Source organism: Nonomuraea glycinis (assembly GCF_035920485.1).
In the GTDB taxonomy this organism is placed as follows: domain Bacteria; phylum Actinomycetota; class Actinomycetes; order Streptosporangiales; family Streptosporangiaceae; genus Nonomuraea; species Nonomuraea glycinis.
In genome coordinates this window covers 5249081-5263797 of the sequence record NZ_CP109166.1, presented here as the reverse complement: position 1 = coordinate 5263797, position 14717 = coordinate 5249081, and the positions used below count along the sequence as shown (strand labels likewise).

General features: G+C 67.6%; 16 protein-coding genes. 9 read left to right on the top strand and 7 right to left on the bottom strand.

Annotated elements, in window-relative coordinates:
- Positions 1–29: 29 nt before the first annotated feature.
- Positions 30–947, bottom strand: coding sequence for a 4-hydroxy-tetrahydrodipicolinate synthase (dapA, locus tag OHA68_RS24835; RefSeq protein ID WP_189141618.1), 918 nt, complete (start codon positions 945–947; stop codon positions 30–32).
- A gap of 1465 nt (positions 948–2412) precedes the next feature.
- On the opposite strand from dapA, the gene OHA68_RS24830 reads away from it, so the two are divergent.
- Positions 2413–3129, top strand: coding sequence for a GntR family transcriptional regulator (locus OHA68_RS24830; protein WP_327102384.1), 717 nt, complete (start codon positions 2413–2415; stop codon positions 3127–3129).
- Positions 3130–3887: 758 nt separating this feature from the next.
- Positions 3888–4544: a JAB domain-containing protein gene (locus OHA68_RS24825; RefSeq protein WP_189141616.1), complete on the top strand. Its 657-nt coding sequence runs from the start codon at positions 3888–3890 to the stop codon at positions 4542–4544.
- A 480-nt stretch (positions 4545–5024) separates the two neighbouring features.
- Here OHA68_RS24825 and OHA68_RS24820 read toward each other — a convergent pair whose 3' ends face one another.
- Positions 5025–5843 (bottom strand): NmrA family NAD(P)-binding protein, encoded by an 819-nt coding sequence (locus OHA68_RS24820; protein WP_327102383.1) that lies wholly within the window; start codon positions 5841–5843, stop codon positions 5025–5027.
- A gap of 326 nt (positions 5844–6169) precedes the next feature.
- Positions 6170–6460, bottom strand: coding sequence for a hypothetical protein (locus OHA68_RS24815; protein ID WP_327102382.1), 291 nt, complete (start codon positions 6458–6460; stop codon positions 6170–6172).
- A 104-nt stretch (positions 6461–6564) separates the two neighbouring features.
- Here OHA68_RS24815 and OHA68_RS24810 point away from each other — a divergent pair, with 104 nt between their 5' ends.
- Both OHA68_RS24810 and OHA68_RS24805 read left to right on the top strand, forming a co-directional pair.
- The gene (locus OHA68_RS24810) at positions 6565–7053 is read left to right on the top strand and encodes a GntR family transcriptional regulator (RefSeq protein ID WP_327102381.1); all 489 of its coding nucleotides are present in this window, start codon (positions 6565–6567) and stop codon (positions 7051–7053) included.
- A gap of 32 nt (positions 7054–7085) precedes the next feature.
- Entirely contained in the window at positions 7086–7565 is a 480-nt protein-coding gene (locus tag OHA68_RS24805; RefSeq protein WP_327102380.1) for a GntR family transcriptional regulator, read from the top strand.
- A 131-nt stretch (positions 7566–7696) separates the two neighbouring features.
- Here the strand turns inward: OHA68_RS24805 and OHA68_RS24800 are convergent, their stop codons facing one another.
- The 3 genes from OHA68_RS24800 to OHA68_RS24790 are packed head-to-tail and all read right to left on the bottom strand — an operon-like array spanning position 7697 to position 10070.
- The gene (locus OHA68_RS24800) at positions 7697–8095 is read right to left on the bottom strand and encodes an ASCH domain-containing protein (protein WP_327102379.1); all 399 of its coding nucleotides are present in this window, start codon (positions 8093–8095) and stop codon (positions 7697–7699) included.
- Between the two features lie 5 nt (positions 8096–8100).
- Positions 8101–9123 carry a hypothetical protein gene (locus OHA68_RS24795; protein WP_327102378.1) on the bottom strand — a complete coding sequence of 341 codons (1023 nt, stop codon included), beginning with the start codon at positions 9121–9123 and terminating at the stop codon, positions 8101–8103.
- Between the two features lie 56 nt (positions 9124–9179).
- Positions 9180–10070, bottom strand: a complete 891-nt coding sequence (locus tag OHA68_RS24790; protein ID WP_327102377.1) for a DMT family transporter — start codon at positions 10068–10070, stop codon at positions 9180–9182.
- Positions 10071–10098: 28 nt separating this feature from the next.
- On the opposite strand from OHA68_RS24790, the gene OHA68_RS24785 reads away from it, so the two are divergent.
- Entirely contained in the window at positions 10099–11496 is a 1398-nt protein-coding gene (locus tag OHA68_RS24785; protein WP_327102376.1) for an aminotransferase-like domain-containing protein, read from the top strand.
- A 74-nt stretch (positions 11497–11570) separates the two neighbouring features.
- On the opposite strand, the gene OHA68_RS24780 is transcribed toward OHA68_RS24785, so the two are convergent.
- Positions 11571–11771, bottom strand: coding sequence for a hypothetical protein (locus tag OHA68_RS24780; RefSeq protein ID WP_327109637.1), 201 nt, complete (start codon positions 11769–11771; stop codon positions 11571–11573).
- On the opposite strand from OHA68_RS24780, the gene OHA68_RS24775 reads away from it, so the two are divergent.
- From OHA68_RS24775 to OHA68_RS24760, 4 genes are all read left to right on the top strand, one after another.
- Positions 11698–11865, top strand: a complete 168-nt coding sequence (locus OHA68_RS24775; protein ID WP_327109556.1) for a CGNR zinc finger domain-containing protein — start codon at positions 11698–11700, stop codon at positions 11863–11865. The two genes, OHA68_RS24780 and OHA68_RS24775, sit on opposite strands and share 74 nt — an antisense overlap.
- 44 nt (positions 11866–11909) lie before the next feature.
- Complete coding sequence (locus OHA68_RS24770) at positions 11910–12518, top strand: GNAT family N-acetyltransferase (protein ID WP_189141606.1); 609 nt, start codon at positions 11910–11912, stop codon at positions 12516–12518.
- Complete coding sequence (locus OHA68_RS24765) at positions 12518–13393, top strand: 1,4-dihydroxy-2-naphthoate polyprenyltransferase (RefSeq protein ID WP_327102375.1); 876 nt, start codon at positions 12518–12520, stop codon at positions 13391–13393. Before OHA68_RS24770 ends, OHA68_RS24765 begins: the two co-directional genes overlap by 1 nt.
- A 65-nt stretch (positions 13394–13458) precedes the next feature.
- Positions 13459–14715: a KAP family P-loop NTPase fold protein gene (locus OHA68_RS24760; protein WP_327102374.1), complete on the top strand. Its 1257-nt coding sequence runs from the start codon at positions 13459–13461 to the stop codon at positions 14713–14715.
- The last annotated feature ends 2 nt before the right edge of the window (positions 14716–14717 follow it).

Below are 14717 nucleotides of genomic sequence, written 5' to 3'. Positions count from 1 at the left end.
TTCTCAAAGCTTCCGGTTCCTCCCCGTTTCTATGCGTCTGTCAACTTCACCCCGCCGGCTACCAGGCAAGCACGCAGCTCGGCGATTTGCTTCTCCGTCGCGGACACGAGCGGCAGGCGCACCGGTCCGACCGGCACCCCCACCATGCTCAGCGCCGCCTTGGCCATGATCGCGCCCCCCGCGCTCAGCATGATCCCGTCGACCACGGGCGCCACCTGGCGGTGAATGACCAGGGCCTGGTCGACATCACCACCGCGGTGCAGTTGGATCATGCGGGCGAGATCGGCGCCCACCACATGGCCTACTACGCTCACGAACCCAACCGCGCCCAGCGAGAGCCAGGCCAGGTTGAGCAGATCGTCGCCGGAGTAGAAAGCGAGGTCGGTCATCGACATCATCTGACTACCGGCGAACAAGTCTCCCTTGGCGTCCTTCACGGCCACGATGCGATCGTGCTGGGCCAACCGAAGCAAGGTCTCGGTCTTGATCGGCACTCCGCTACGCCCAGGAATGTCATACAGCATGACAGGCAGGTCCGTCGCATCAGCGACAGCGCTGAAATGTCGATACAGCCCTTCCTGCGGGGGCTTGCTGTAGTACGGGGTCACCACGAGGAGACCATGGGCCCCCTCGCGTGCGGCCCGTTCTGCCAGCTCGACGCTGTGACGGGTGTCGTTGGTGCCTGCACCCGCCACCACGGTCGCCCGATCGCCGACCGCCTCCAGGACAGCAGCGAGAATCCGTGCTTTTTCGTCGTCGGAGGTAGTGGGGGATTCGCCGGTCGTACCGCTGACGATCAATCCGTCGTTACGCTGCTCGTCCACCAGATAGGTAGCGAGGCGTCGCACAGCCTTGTAGTCGACCGCGCCATCATCAGTGAACGGCGTGACCATGGCGGTCAACATGCGGCCGAAAGGCGCATCGATGGTTCCAGTTGGCGATGCCATAGTGCGAACGCTACCTGGATTCCCAAATCCGTTGGACGCCGCCACCCCGCTTTGCCAGCCTGGCGCCGCTTTTTATCACACCGTCCTCCGGCATCTCTTAGCACATTCTACTACAGTCCGCAGCCTATCGATCGCCCTCCGCTTTCTCCCCCCACCGCCGCTGCTCCCGACCCACTGCGCCTATACCCACCCCCGGCAGGCAAACGCGCCCCGTGACCATGCTGTCCACCTCGAAGTACCAAGCCCCGCCCACGTACCGAGTAGGCGACTCGCCATGAGGGTGCGCCAGGCTCGCGCCAAGAGCGCGCAGTCCATCGGAACAGTGGCTCACGGCTGGCGGCTGGCGGCTGGCGGCTGGCGGCTGGCGGCTGGCGGCTGGCGGCTGGCGGCTGGCGATGATGTCGCGGAGGGCCTCTCACACAGTCCATGGCTTCGGAGGGACACGGCATCGGCGTTGAGCTACCCGACAAGGTGAGATGGCGCTCGCCGCCACTCCATGGCACTAGCTCCGGCCGCAGCCATCGACTCCTTTGCTCCGGAGCCGAAGTCCGCCACAGCGTATGGAGCGCCTCCAGCCGACGCATCTCATCAGCCACCCGCATGGGGGGCTTCGGTCGACGGCTCTCATCAGCGACCCCGCATGCTGGGCATCTCGAAATCGCGAACCAGCAAAGTCGCTACGAGCGACACCCTGATCATTTACCCGATCATGATCACGTCTACTCAGTACACGGTCACGTCCACGAACAACCGCGCGAGGATGCCAGCGCACCAGTAAACGACTGTCATGAGCGATCTCCACGGCCTACGACAATCCCCCGCCGGGCGAGCCACTTCTAGGCCCACCCATAACTCGTACCAGCAGGTGCGAGGACCGATGGCAGCCTCGCATGCGAGAAGCTCTCGGCTGTCCAGATACCGCCACCGCAGGGGTAGTAGCAGAGGACTACAGGTCAGCGTTAGCGCGGGGCCGCTGCGCGTCGTCGCCGGCTCCGGCGTCGCGGGCCGCGCGCCGCGCGCCGCGCGCAGGAACGTGAACTGCTGGTACGCAGGTCAGCCAGGACGGGTCAGGGCGGAGCGCAAGGCCGTTTCGCGGATCAGCCCAGAGCCGGCCCCACCGGTGGTCGCGCGTGGCGGTGCGCCGATATTGGTTTGCAGACCGGCCAGGTGGGGGGCTGGAGCGCGGCTCACAGCGGGGTGCGGCCACAGCAGAGCGCGGCCCACAGCGGGGTGCGGGGGCACTGGGGAGGGGCATGGGAAGAGGTCGCCGATATGTGCTCGGGGGTACACACATCGACGACCTCTACCGGAGAATCGCCAGCCCTTACACCGGCGTTACAGAGTTTCTCCGATAATTTTCCGCTACTGCAAAGTTGGGGCTCCAGCAGTCCTCGATGACGGTCGGTTACCTGCCGAATACGGCAACATGGGGCAACGCCTCACACGAACCCCCAGGGATGGACTAGTGGCCACCTCAGATCCGGTCTACCTGCGTGTCGTCGAAGACATTCGGCGACAGATCAACGACGGCACCCTTCCTCCCGGCTCGCCCATTCCCTCGCGGGCGCAGCTGACCCGTAAGTACCAAGTCGGCGAGACCGCCGCCCGCCACGCTCTGCGCGTCCTCGCGGGTGAAGGGCTCATCATCGGCCGAGTGGGCTCGGGCCATTACGTGAGGGAACGTCCCGATCTTGCGCCCTTGCACCGCTGGCGCTTTCTTGATCATTCCACCCCGTTCGCCGCCGATCTGCAGTCCCAGGGCAGGCGGGTGACCTGGGATTGGCACAGCGAGCCCACCGAGGCCGGCCCTGACCTCGCAAGACGACTCCGAGTCGATCAGTCGGCGACCCTGACCAAGACGCACTATGTCTTCCGCGGCGACGGCCGGCCGCTGCAGCTGGCCACCGCCTACGAGCCGCTGGGGTTCGCCGCCCACAACGTGGAGGAGCGGCGCAGCCTGGTCACCAGGATGTACGCGCATGGCGTAAAGATCACCGAGGTTGTCGAGAGCGTCCAAAGCCGCGTCCCCGACCCGAGCGAAAGTGACGTCCTCAACCTTCCGGCAGGCGTACACGTCCTGCATGTCGAGCGCACGCACTGGGCCGGCGACCGACCCGTGGAGACCAGCGACATCATCATCCCGGGCGACCGGTTCCGTATGGTCTACAGCATGCCGGTCTGACCACCCGCCACCGTGAGCTCCGCGCCGCGACCGCTTCGTCCGCCGGAGCTCACGTCCGACTACGTATATGAATCCGACTTCGTATATGAATACGTCGGCGAAGCCGTACCTTGTTCACGCAACGCGGCGAGTGCGCGACCACATGCGGCTGGACAAGAAGGTCCGCGGCGCCAGATCACGGCACCGCGGAACATGCCACCAAGGCCGGATCGCATCGCCATGCAGCGCTCCATCCAGAGCCGAACCTCGCCCACGGAACACCGTGAAGCAGGATCCCGGCGCCACGGGGCGTGCCCTTGGGACTGGTCCACGTACATGAGACACGTTGGGGCCGGGGCGCGCCACCGAGCATGACGGATGAGCGATCTTCGCGCCGTGTGAGCACCCACCGGCGAGCACGATCGTCATGCCCCGCTCACCGACGGAGCAATTGACCACACCGCGCCTCAAGCAGGAACGCACTCCGGCAGTCACCTCCTGCGCGAAAGCCGACCAGGTCGACGCGATCGCCCCGAACAGAGAAATCCACCACGAACCACACCAGGTAGCGTCGCCGCAAAGCCCGCGACAGCACCTCAATAGGCCGATATGTCGCGATAATCCGTGGAAAAACTCTGTCAGCGGCCATACGGCCCAAGCCCCGATGAACGAAATTAAGAGCCGCGCTACCCCACGTATCGGTCATCGCGGAATCGCGCGAATGCGCAGGCCAGAGGTTGTCGGTGGTCGTTGATAGAACCTTTTTTGGAGGTGCGGGGATGCGAGTGAAAGACCTGCCGAGGCGGGAGCGGCCGCGAGAGCGGTTGATGGAGAGCGGGGCCGCGGCACTGGCGGATCGAGAGCTGCTGGCCGTGCTGCTCGGCTCAGGGTTTCGTGGGCACAGCGCGATGGATCTGGCGGCCCAGGTCATCGCACACTGCGGCGACCTCGACGGGCTGGCCCGGTCCGAGCCACACCGACTGCTCGCCGTGCCGGGAGTGGGCCCCGCCAAGGCGGCGCGGGTGGCTGCGGCCTTCCATCTTGTCCGGCGCGCGGAGGCGGAGCCCGAGCCGGCGCGGGTCACCAGCACGGCGGACCTGGCCCTGGTCACCGCGCCGCTGTTGCGCGGGCACTCGCACGAGCGGCTGGTCGTGGTCGTGTGCGATGTTCGCGGCGCGGTGCTGCGGCGCACGGTGCTCACGGAAGGCGGGGCGGATCACACGACGGTTCCGGTCCGGGAGATCATCACCACGGTGCTGACAGCGGGGGGCGCCGCATTCGGCATCGCTCACAACCACCCGAGCGGCTCACTGCATCCCAGCGACGCCGACCTGATGGCCACGAGCCGCCTCATGGAAGCCGCGGAGACGGTCGGCCTGCGGTTCCTCGACCACCTCATCGTCACCGACTCGCTGTGGCGGCGCATCGAAGGTTGACCACAACGGCGGCCCAGACCGCAAAGCCGTACAGGCCGCGTTCATCGGATGCAGCGTAATGAAGCAGATGAAGCAGATGAAGCAGAAAACTGTAGGGCCTTTCACTCTCCACCACCGAAAACGCGCGTTCTCTATGAAAGCGCAGAAGGGCAGCGGCACCATGGAAAGCCATGCCATCCTCGTTCCTGCGGGCAGGCCATTTCATGACCGGCCAATTGCTCGTGATACGTGGTCCCGCGCCTCCCGGAGGGGGCGGGACCACGTAGCCCGCCGCTGGGCGATCCTCGGATTTCGATCATGAAGAGGACAACGATCCGACGGCAGGTTCACCGGAGATCGTGGACAGCGACACCATCGGTGATCCAGGCAAGTCGACCACCGAGGACACCTCCCGCCAGGCTCCTCGGGTTCGCGTCCACGGGAGCCGGTCACGTTCACGGACGTGACCGGCCTCCGACGAGGAGCGAGCGGCGAGCGTACTCAGCTGAAGTGCGCGGCGTGGCCGTGGACCCACTCGCTGAAGCTACGAGCAGGACGGCCGGTGAGGTTCTCAACAGTCGGGACCACGGTGTACGCCTCTGGAGGCGGATCGCTCTGCCACGCGGCGAGCAGGTCGATCAGCTCGTCCGCGTGACCCGCCTGCTTCCATCGCGCCCGCGCCTGCTCCTCGGTGAGCTCGTCGAACCGCAACGCACGATCGATCACGGCGGCGATGATGTCGAGCCGCCGACGCGGGGTCAGCGCCTCGGGCCCGGTCAGCGTATAGATCTTGCCCGCGTGCCCCGGCTCGACGAGCGCAGTTGCCGCCACCGCTCCGACGTCGGCCTCGTGCACCATCGCGGCCGGAACATCACCGAACGGTTCCCGTACCGAATCTTCGGTGCGGATGGACTCGGCCCAGCCGAGCGTGTTGCCCATGAAGTCGACGGGCTGGAGCCGGGTCCATGCGAGTTCGCTCGTCTCTACGGCCTCCTCCACCGGGCCCAGTTGCCCGTTCCACAGGACGGTGGCGCGGCGGACGCCGGATTTCAGGGCCAGGGCGACGATGTCGGGGCCGGTTCGCAGCGTGGCGTAGTCGTCTCCCCCCACAGTCAGCAGGTGTACGCCGGTCACGCCGTCGAAGGCGGGCACGAGGGTCTCCGGAACCGTGAGGTCTCCGGCCACCACCTCCACCTGCGGCGGCAGGTCGGCCTTCGCCGGGTCGCGGGTCAGTGCGCGGACCTGCTGCCCGGCCTGGAGCAGGTGGTCGACGACGTGGCGGCCGGCCTTCCCGGTCGCTCCGGTCACGAGGAATGTCATGCCAGGTCCTCCTTTCAGAGAGCCCCGACGCTAAGACCTCAACCACGCCTGAGGTCAACCGCTCCGACTGGCCGGCGGCCGGAAAGGAGGACTCCGGCGGGCCTGAGCGACCAGGAAGCCCGCCGGAGTGCCCCGGTGACCCCCCGCGAGCAGGCGGCAGGAGCTCGCGGGGGGAGTTGACCCGGCAGGCGTGGTGCGTGGGATGACGCCTGCCGGGAGCCTTCAACGGGTCACGCACCTCCCGGATCGTCTCCGGCAGGCTGAGTGGGGCCATCCCCTCAGGAAGAGGAGGGCTCGCGCCAGCGCGGACGGCCGGCGTCGCGCGATCATCGTGCCGCTCCCTTCAACAGCTTGGCCCACAGTTCGTTGATCGCCAGAGCGACCGCGTCCGGACTCACCGCAATGAGCAACCCACCACGCTCCTTGCTGATCCGGCGGATGAAGCGCACACCGCCTGCCTGACACAACTCGTAGGAGGTCGGCTGGCAATCGCAGGTGTAGTCGCGCACCCGCACCCGGACCATCCGGGGCTGCTCCGGCAGCCAATCGATCAGCATCGACACGCCGATCGGCGCCCTCACGTGGTGCCCGTGATAGTCCCCCGATTCCCAGAACATGGACTCACTATAGACCATACGTATTCAGAGGTCTATGCCTGTATCCATAGACCTATGACCGTCCGCTTTGTACGCGCATGTCTGCTTTCGTCTATAATCCTGTTGTGCTTGACCGCGAGGGGCCAGTGCCCATCTACAAGCAGGTCGCCGACCTCATCCGCGAGCAGATCGAACGCGGCGAGCTCAAGGCGGGTGATCCCGTACCCAGTGAGGCCAAACTGGAAAAGGATTACGAAATCGCCAGAACAACCGCTCGCCGGGTGGCACGGGAACTGCGAGAGCAGGGCATGGCTTATACGATTCAGGGCGAAGGAACCTTTGTCGGACAGCCCGGCGCGCCACACACACTCAGCAGATTTCCGCGCTACCAACAAATCGCCGAAGAAATCGCCGGGCGGATACGACAAGGCGATTTCCCACCAAATAGAGCCATTCCTGGCGAAAAGGCCATGATGCGACAGTACGGCGTCGCCAAGGTGACCGCGCGTCAAGCCGTGGACTATCTCAGAAAGCAAGGCTGGGTCTTCACCGTCCCCTATCGGGGAACATACGTGACAACCAAGGACAAGTGGCCGGAGAACAAGGGCCAGTAATCATTTCCCTTTCCCCGATATACCCTTGAGCAATGCTCGATCCTGATGGTGACACTCACCTCTATGTGCAGATCAGCGAGGTCATCCGGTCGCGCCTCGTCCAGGGCGGCTCTCCTGGCGAGCCCGTGGCCAGCGAGGCGGACATCCAGCGAGAGTTCGGCGTAGCACGCACCACGGCGCGCAGAGCGATCCGAGTGCTTCGCGACGAAGGGCTCGTCCATACCGTGCACGGGGAGGGCACCTTCGTCGGCATCCATGCCGAAGCTCCGCGCCTCCCTCGGAAAAAGCCGCTATATCAGCACATTGCCGAAGAGATCGCGAAGCAAATCAGCGCCGGTGAATTCCAGCCAAGGCGTCCGATCCCTAGCGAAACAACACTGGTCCAGCAGTATGACGTGGCACGCGAGACCATCCGGCGAGCCATGGCGCTCATGCGGGAGCAAGGATGGATTTATACGGTGCCGCAACGCGGCAGTTACGTCTCCCCTGAGGAACAATGGCCCACCGGCTGAAAAGCCGACGACGAGTTATCCAGCGAATGCCTGCGCGGTTGCTGCACCACGTCGCAGACTTGTGGTGAGCGGCCATCGCCTGTTTCCTCGCACTGCGCCGATCATCGGGGGAGCACGATGGCCGCCCCAGTTCACCGGCTCACCAGGCGGAACGACAGGCACACCACCGTCGTGGCGTCGTCCACGGCGATCCCCTTGTCCCGCCAGTAGCGGCTGTGCGCCTCGCGCCAGTCGTCGATCGTGTCGTAGCCCTCGCCCTCCGACTCGGCGAAGACCCAGGTCACCTCCGCGAAGGGCAGCAGCACGACGTCGACCACCTCGACCGTGGCCGCGTGGGTGCCGGAGTCGTCGATGAGGGCCAGGTGCTCCCCCACGTGTTCGAGCTCCTCGTTCTCGGCGTGGTAGTCGAGCTCCAGGAGACCGGCCGTGGCCTTTTTCCGGCCGGTCAGCACCAGGTCGGTCAGCCAGGTGCGCATGTCGCCAGGGGCGCCCAGCTCGAGAACGCGCAGGCCGTTCGTCCGTCCCCACATGGCCGTCAGAATACCGGGATGATCTCCTCGGGATCGATGAACTCGACCGGGACGCCGTCCAGGTCCAGCTCGGGGATGGCGGGGAAGGCGATGCCCCAGCGTTCGACGATGGCACGGACGCGGGCCATGGCGACCCGCCAGTTCTCGGCCTGCTCGTCGTAGGAGAGCACGCCGAGGCCGGCGTCGCGGGCGTGGTCCATCAGGACGCGGTGGTTGGGCAGGAAGTAGGGCGGCAGCTCCCAGAAGCCTTCGGGCGGCTCCCAGAGGATCATGGACAGGAAGACGAAACCGGCGCGGAGCTGGCGGGTGATCAGGACGCGGGTCTCGTCGGTGAGGCCGGGCCATTCGTTCTCCAGGATCGTCATGCAGATCTGGAGGTGGCGGGACTCGTCGCGGCCGATGCGCTGGAACATCTCCTCGAAGACGGGATGCCGCGCGCCGGAGGCCATCCCCCTGAAGAGGGTGGAGGCCGCCATCTCCCCCATCATGAAACTGGTGAACAGGATGGGCAGCGAGTATTTGCCCACGGCCGTGTTGTAGCCGGTCCAGTAGCGGCCGCCGTTGTGGTAGAGCCAGCCGATGTTGTTGTGCGCGGCCTTTTCCAGGTCGTCGGTGGGGGTCCAGTCGAGGGGGCCGCCGGGCCAGATCTTGGCGATGCTCCGCTGGCAGCATTCTTCGTGGTTCATCTCGTCACGGGTGATCGAGAAGAAGCACTTCCTGACCGGGTCCTCCTCGTGTTTCTCGAAGGCCTGGATGGTGGCGCGGGCGAAGACGGCCGGGCCGGAGGCGTCGAAATTGGCCAGCACGGAGAACCAGTACATGATGCCCAGCCGCTGCTCACGAGTGAAGTCCTCGGGATTCAGCTCGTCCCACGGAAGGTCGGCCGGATTCCACAGGGTGCGTTTCGACTTCTCGTAGATGGCCGCGAGTTTCTGGGTCTCGACCCGCCACTCCATCGGATAGATGTTGGGCTGCGGGATCTCCGGAGCAGGCCAGAAGCCGCCTTCCGGGATCGTGAGGTCCGCCATGTGTGACACCTCCAACCCCTATCCTGCGTCCCGCCGTCATGCCTTTCAAGTACCCATCACGTACGGGCCCGCTGGGTGATGGCGACACACGCGAGTACGGCCAGCGCCGCGACCACCGTGGCCACGCCGAACCTCTCCCCCATCAGGAACCAGGCCCACACCAGCGTGAGCAGCGGCTGGACGAGCTGGGTCTGGCCCGCCCTGGCGATGCCGCCCCTGGCGAGGCCCGCGTACCAGGGGAAGAAGCCGAGGAACATCGAGATCAGGCCCGCGTACGCGAGGCCGGCGAGGGAGGCCGGGGTGGGGGTCATGGGGGTGGTGAGGGCCAGGACCGCGGTGATCGGCGCCGTGAGGGGGAGGGACAGGACGACGGTGTACGAGATGACCTGCCAGCCGGGCGTGGTCCTGGACAGCGTGCCGCCCTCGGTGTACGCGATGGCGGCCGACAGGAGGGCGCCCACCAGGAGCAGGTCCGACCAGGTGGCGGCCGTCTCGCCGCTGACGAGGGTGAACGCCGTGATGGCGGCGGCGCCTGCCGTACAGGCTGCCCAGAACAGGGGGCGCGGGCGCTCGCCCGCGCGCAGGACGGCGCAGGCCGCGGTGGCGGCGGGCAGGAGGCCGATGACCACGGCGGCGTGCGAGGTGTCGGCGCCCAGGTGCAGGGCCAGGCCGCTGAAGACGGGGAACCCGAACACGACGCCGAGGGACATCACGACGTACGCGGGCCAGTGCCGTCTCGGCGGGATCAGGGGAAGGCGGAGCGCTTTGAGACAGACCAGGGCCACGATCCCGGCGAGGAAGGCGCGGCCGATCGCCACCAGCCACGGATCGAAGCCCTGCATCGCGTAGACGGTGGCTGGGAAGGAGCCGGAGAAGGCCAGCACTCCCAGGAAGGCGAGGGCCGTGCCGGTCCGCCGCACCTCGGGGAGGGGGACCGCTACTCGCAAAGCGACAGTAGCGCTATCGTTATCCTTCATGGACAACGATAGCAGTATCGCGCAGATCGCCGCGATTCTGCGTGAAGAGGCCGCCCGGCTCCGGCCCGGTGACCGGCTCCCGTCCAGCAGGGAGATCATGCGCCGCCATGGCGTGAGCCCGGTGACCGTCTCGCGGGCTCTCGGGCAACTCGCCGCCGAGGGCCGGGTGGTCACCAGGCCGGGCAGCGGGGCGTTCGTGGCGACGCGGCGGGAGTGGACGGCGGACGCCGCGGACTTCTCCTGGCAGACGGTCGCGCTCGGCGATCGGGTGATCGACGAGGAGCCGGTGGCGGCGCTGCTGCGCGTGGCGCCCGAGGGCGCGGTGCCGCTGACCGGCGGCTACCTGCCCATGGGCCTGCGGCCCGACCGGCAGCTCGCGGCCGCCGGCGCCAGGGCGGTGCGCAGGCCGGAGGCGTGGGCGATGCCGCCGCTGAACGGGCTGGGCGAGCTGCGCGGGTGGTTCGCCGCCCAAGCCGGCGGGGAGGTGACGGGCAACGACGCGCTGATCGTGAGCGGCGGGCAGGCCGCGCTGTCCCACGCCTTCAGGGCGCTGGCCGCGCCCGGCACCCAGGTGCTGGTGGAGACGCCGACGTATCCGGGGGCGCTGGCGGCGGCCAAGGCGGCGGGGCTGCGCGCGACGGCGGTGCCCATCGACAGGGACGGCGTACGGCCTGACCTGCTGGCGGAGGCGTTCGCCGTCTCGGGGGCGCGGGTGTTCTTCTGCCAGCCGACGTTGCAGAACCCCACCGGGGTGACGCTCGGTCACGAACGCCGGCGGCAGGTGCTGGAGGTGGCCAGGGCGGCGGGGGCGTTCGTGATCGAGGACGACTACGCCCACCACCTGACCGAGCAGGCGCCGCCGTCGCTGCTGTCCATGGACGCGCACGGCACCGTGGTCCACATCCACTCGCTCACCAAGATCCTGTCACCGAGCATGCGGCTGGCGGCCGTCATCGCGCGCGGGCCCGCGGCGCACCGGCTGCGGGCCGGCCAGCTGGTGGATTCGTTCTTCGTGGCCCGGCCGCTGCAGGAGACGGCGCTGGAGTTCGTCGGCTCACCGGCCTGGCAGCGGCACCTGGCGGCCGTCCACGCCGAGATCGCCACCAGGCGCGACGCGCTCGCGACGGCGCTGGCCGCGCGGATGCCGCAGGCGGAGCCCTACCTGCTGCCGAACGGCGGCATGCACCTGTGGCTGCGGCTGCCGCCGCAGACCGACGAGCGGGCCCTGGTGGAGGCGGCCAAACGCAACGGCGTCCTGGTCAGCCCCGGCAGGATCTACTACCCGTCGGAGCCGCCCGGACCGCGCATCCGGGTCACCCACATCGCGGCCGCGAACCTCGCGGAGCTGGCCGAGGGCGTGCGCAGGCTGGCCCAGGCCCTCGACGCGTGCGAATGATCACGAGCCAGTACAGTGGGCGCATGCCGGCGCGCACGGAGTTGGTCCGCGAGGCCGGCGCGCGGTCGCCCGAGTCACCGGTGCTGCCGCTGCGGGTGACGATCGGCGCGTCCCGGCCTGGTGCCGGTGGCGGGCGGGGTCACGGGTGCCCTGGCGTGCATCGCGGCGGCGATGACGGGCGATTCGGGGGATCGGCTGAAGGTGTGCGCGGAGGAAACGTGTCCGTGGGCGTTCATCGACGGGTCGAGCAATCGATCACGATCGTGGTGTTCCATGAGGGTCTGCGGTAACCGCACCAGAACACGCGCTTACCGGGCGAGGAAGCAGGGTTCGCGTCATCCCCAAGGCGCAAACACCGATACGGTGTAACTCGTGCCTTGTGGCACGAAGAGCAGGCGAAGGAGCGGGCCGAGATGGCAGACGTAGGCGTCCGGGCGGCCCGGCGCGAGGATGTGCTTCAGGTGGCGAATGTCCAGGTCCGTGCCTGGCGACTCGGCTACCGGGACTTTCTGCCCGAGGGTCCTCTCGAACAGATGACAGGCCCCGCTGCCGAGAAGATGTGGCTACGGCAGTGGGATGAGGCGATCGTCGCCCCGCCCACCTCCCGGCACCGGGTGCTGGTCGCGGTGGAGACGATCCTCGACACCGAGGGCTTTCCCGCACTGGGCGTCGGCGGCAGCGCCGCCCCGATGACGCCGCGGGGCGGCGAACGGGTGGTCGGGCTGGCCTCACACGCGCCCGCCGAGGACCCCGATCTCGACCCGACCGTCGTGGCGGAGATGCTGACGCTGCTCGTGGACCCCGACTTCGTCCGGCGCGGCCACGCCAGCCGCCTGCTGAACGCCACCGTCGACCACCTGCGCGAGGACGGCTACCGCCAGATCGTCACCTGGGTGTTCTCCGACAACTACGCGGTCCTCGGCTTCCTGGAGTCGGCGGGGTGGGGTGAGGACATGGCCGAGCGCGTGCTCGACATGGGCCGGCCGATCCGCATGGTCAGGCTCACCACCGACATCAGCTGATGGCGACTCCTGCTCAGTGGCTCGCCGGCGCACGCCCGCGCACCCTGCCGAACGCGATCGTCCCCGTCATGGTCGGCACCGGGGTGGCGATCGGCGAGGGCGGCTTCAACGGATGGCGCGCGGTTCTCGCGCTGCTCGTGGCGCTGTCGCTGCAGATCGGCGTCAACTACGCCAACGACTACAGCGACGGCATCCGCGGCACCGACGACCAGCGGGTCGGCCCGATGCGCCTGGTCGGCTCACGGGTGGCCACCCCGCGACAGGTCCTCGGCGCGGCGCTGGGCAGCTTCGCCGCCGCCGCGGTGCTCGGGCTGATCCTCGTGATCGCCACCCAGGCGTGGTGGGTGCTGCTGGTGGGCGCGGCGGCCATCGCCGCCGGCTGGTTCTACACCGGCGGCAGCAGTCCGTACGGATATCGCGCGCTGGGCGAGGTGGCCGTTTTCGTGTTCTTCGGCGTGGTGCCCGTGACCGGCACCGCGTTCGTGCAGACCGAGGCGCTCTCGTGGGCCGCGCTGGTGGCGTCCGTACCGGTCGGGCTGCTGTCCTGCTCGATGCTGGTGGTCAACAACCTGCGCGACGTCGGCTCCGACGGCGAAGTGGGCAAGCGGACGCTGGCGGTCGTGCTCGGCGCGCCGCGCACCCGTACCCTCTACGCGGCCTGCCTGATCGTGCCGTTCGCGGTGGCGCTCGCCATGGTCGTGGCCGCGCCCGCGGCGGCGCTGGCCGTGCTCGCGGCGCCGCTGGCGATCTCTCCGGTGCGGACGGTGCTGCGCGGCGCGGCAGGACCCGCGCTGATCACCGTGCTGCAGCAGACGGGGAAACTCCAGATGGCGTACGGCCTGCTGCTCGCGATCGGCCTGGCCCTCACCCTTTGACGTCACAGTTCGATAACGTCGCGTATTAATGGTCGGGACGGATGCATCCTCTTTTTGGAGGATGAATGCCCGACATCGCGATGCTCTCGGACACTCCGGTCAATTGGCGTGGAGACCTGCTTCGCTTCCGCAGGTACGTCGACCCCCTCGTTTCGGTCATTACCAATCCCCGCACGGAAACGCCCTTCACCATCGGCATTTACGGCGCGTGGGGAAGCGGTAAATCGACCCTGCTCGAAATGGTGGACGAACGCCTGCTCGACCGGCACGGCGACGCTTTCATCCGGGTGCGCTTCAACCCCTGGGTGCACCGGCGCGAGCCGGAGATGCTGCTCCCCCTGCTGAACGCGCTGCACGACGAGCTCAATCAGGACCCCAGGCGCCGCTTCGCGGACACCGTCAAACGGCTGAGCGCCATCATGCTGAACCTCGCCGCCGACGAGATGCTGAAAAGGCTCAGCCTGGGCACCATGAGCGTGGAGAAGATCGTCAAAGTCGCGCACCAGTACGCGGAGATCCGCGGCCAGGTGGACAGCCAGACCGGCCGCCTGCGGGGCCTGCTCCAGCGGGAGGCCGACCTGCTGGCCGCCCAGGGCAAGAAGCTCGTCTTCTTCGTCGACGACCTCGACCGGTGCGAACCGGACCAGATCATCGACGTGCTGGAGTCCATCAAGCTCTTCCTCGACCTGAAACACGTCTTCGTGCTCATCGCCCTGGCCAAGGACGTGGTCGACCGGGGCGTGTCGGTGAAGTATCAGCCGTTCGGCTTCCCTGCGGCCGAGCACGCGCTGATCGGCGACGACTACCTCGACAAGATGATCCAGCTGCCGCTGCATCTCTACCCGCTAGGCCCCACCGAGGTCGGCGCGTTCATCCGTGCCTCCCAGCCGGGCGAACTGGCCAGGCGGCACGCGGCGACCCTGGAGAAGAGCGTCGCCCCGAACCCCCGGAAGATCAAACGGGTGCTCAACCTGCTGCGGGTGACCGAGGCCATCATCGCCGGCACCCCCGGACTGGCCGACCTGCGCACCGACCTGGTCGTACGGCTCGTCGTGCTGCGGGTGCAGGCGCCGGAGCTGTTCGCGGACGTGGTGCGGCAGCCGGAGCTGCTGGTCGCGCTGGAGCTGGTCTACCAGGAGCGACTGGTGGCCGACGTGCTGCAAGGGTTTCAGACGCGATTCAAGGCGCGGGCGGAGCAGGTGCAGAAGCTGACGCGGGTATATCACGGGAAACACGACTTTTTGATGCCACTCTTCGCGAACTCCGGATTCGAGGCGTCCGCTGAGGAGTTGCCCGCGTATCTGACGATGATCGGCGGCTGAGG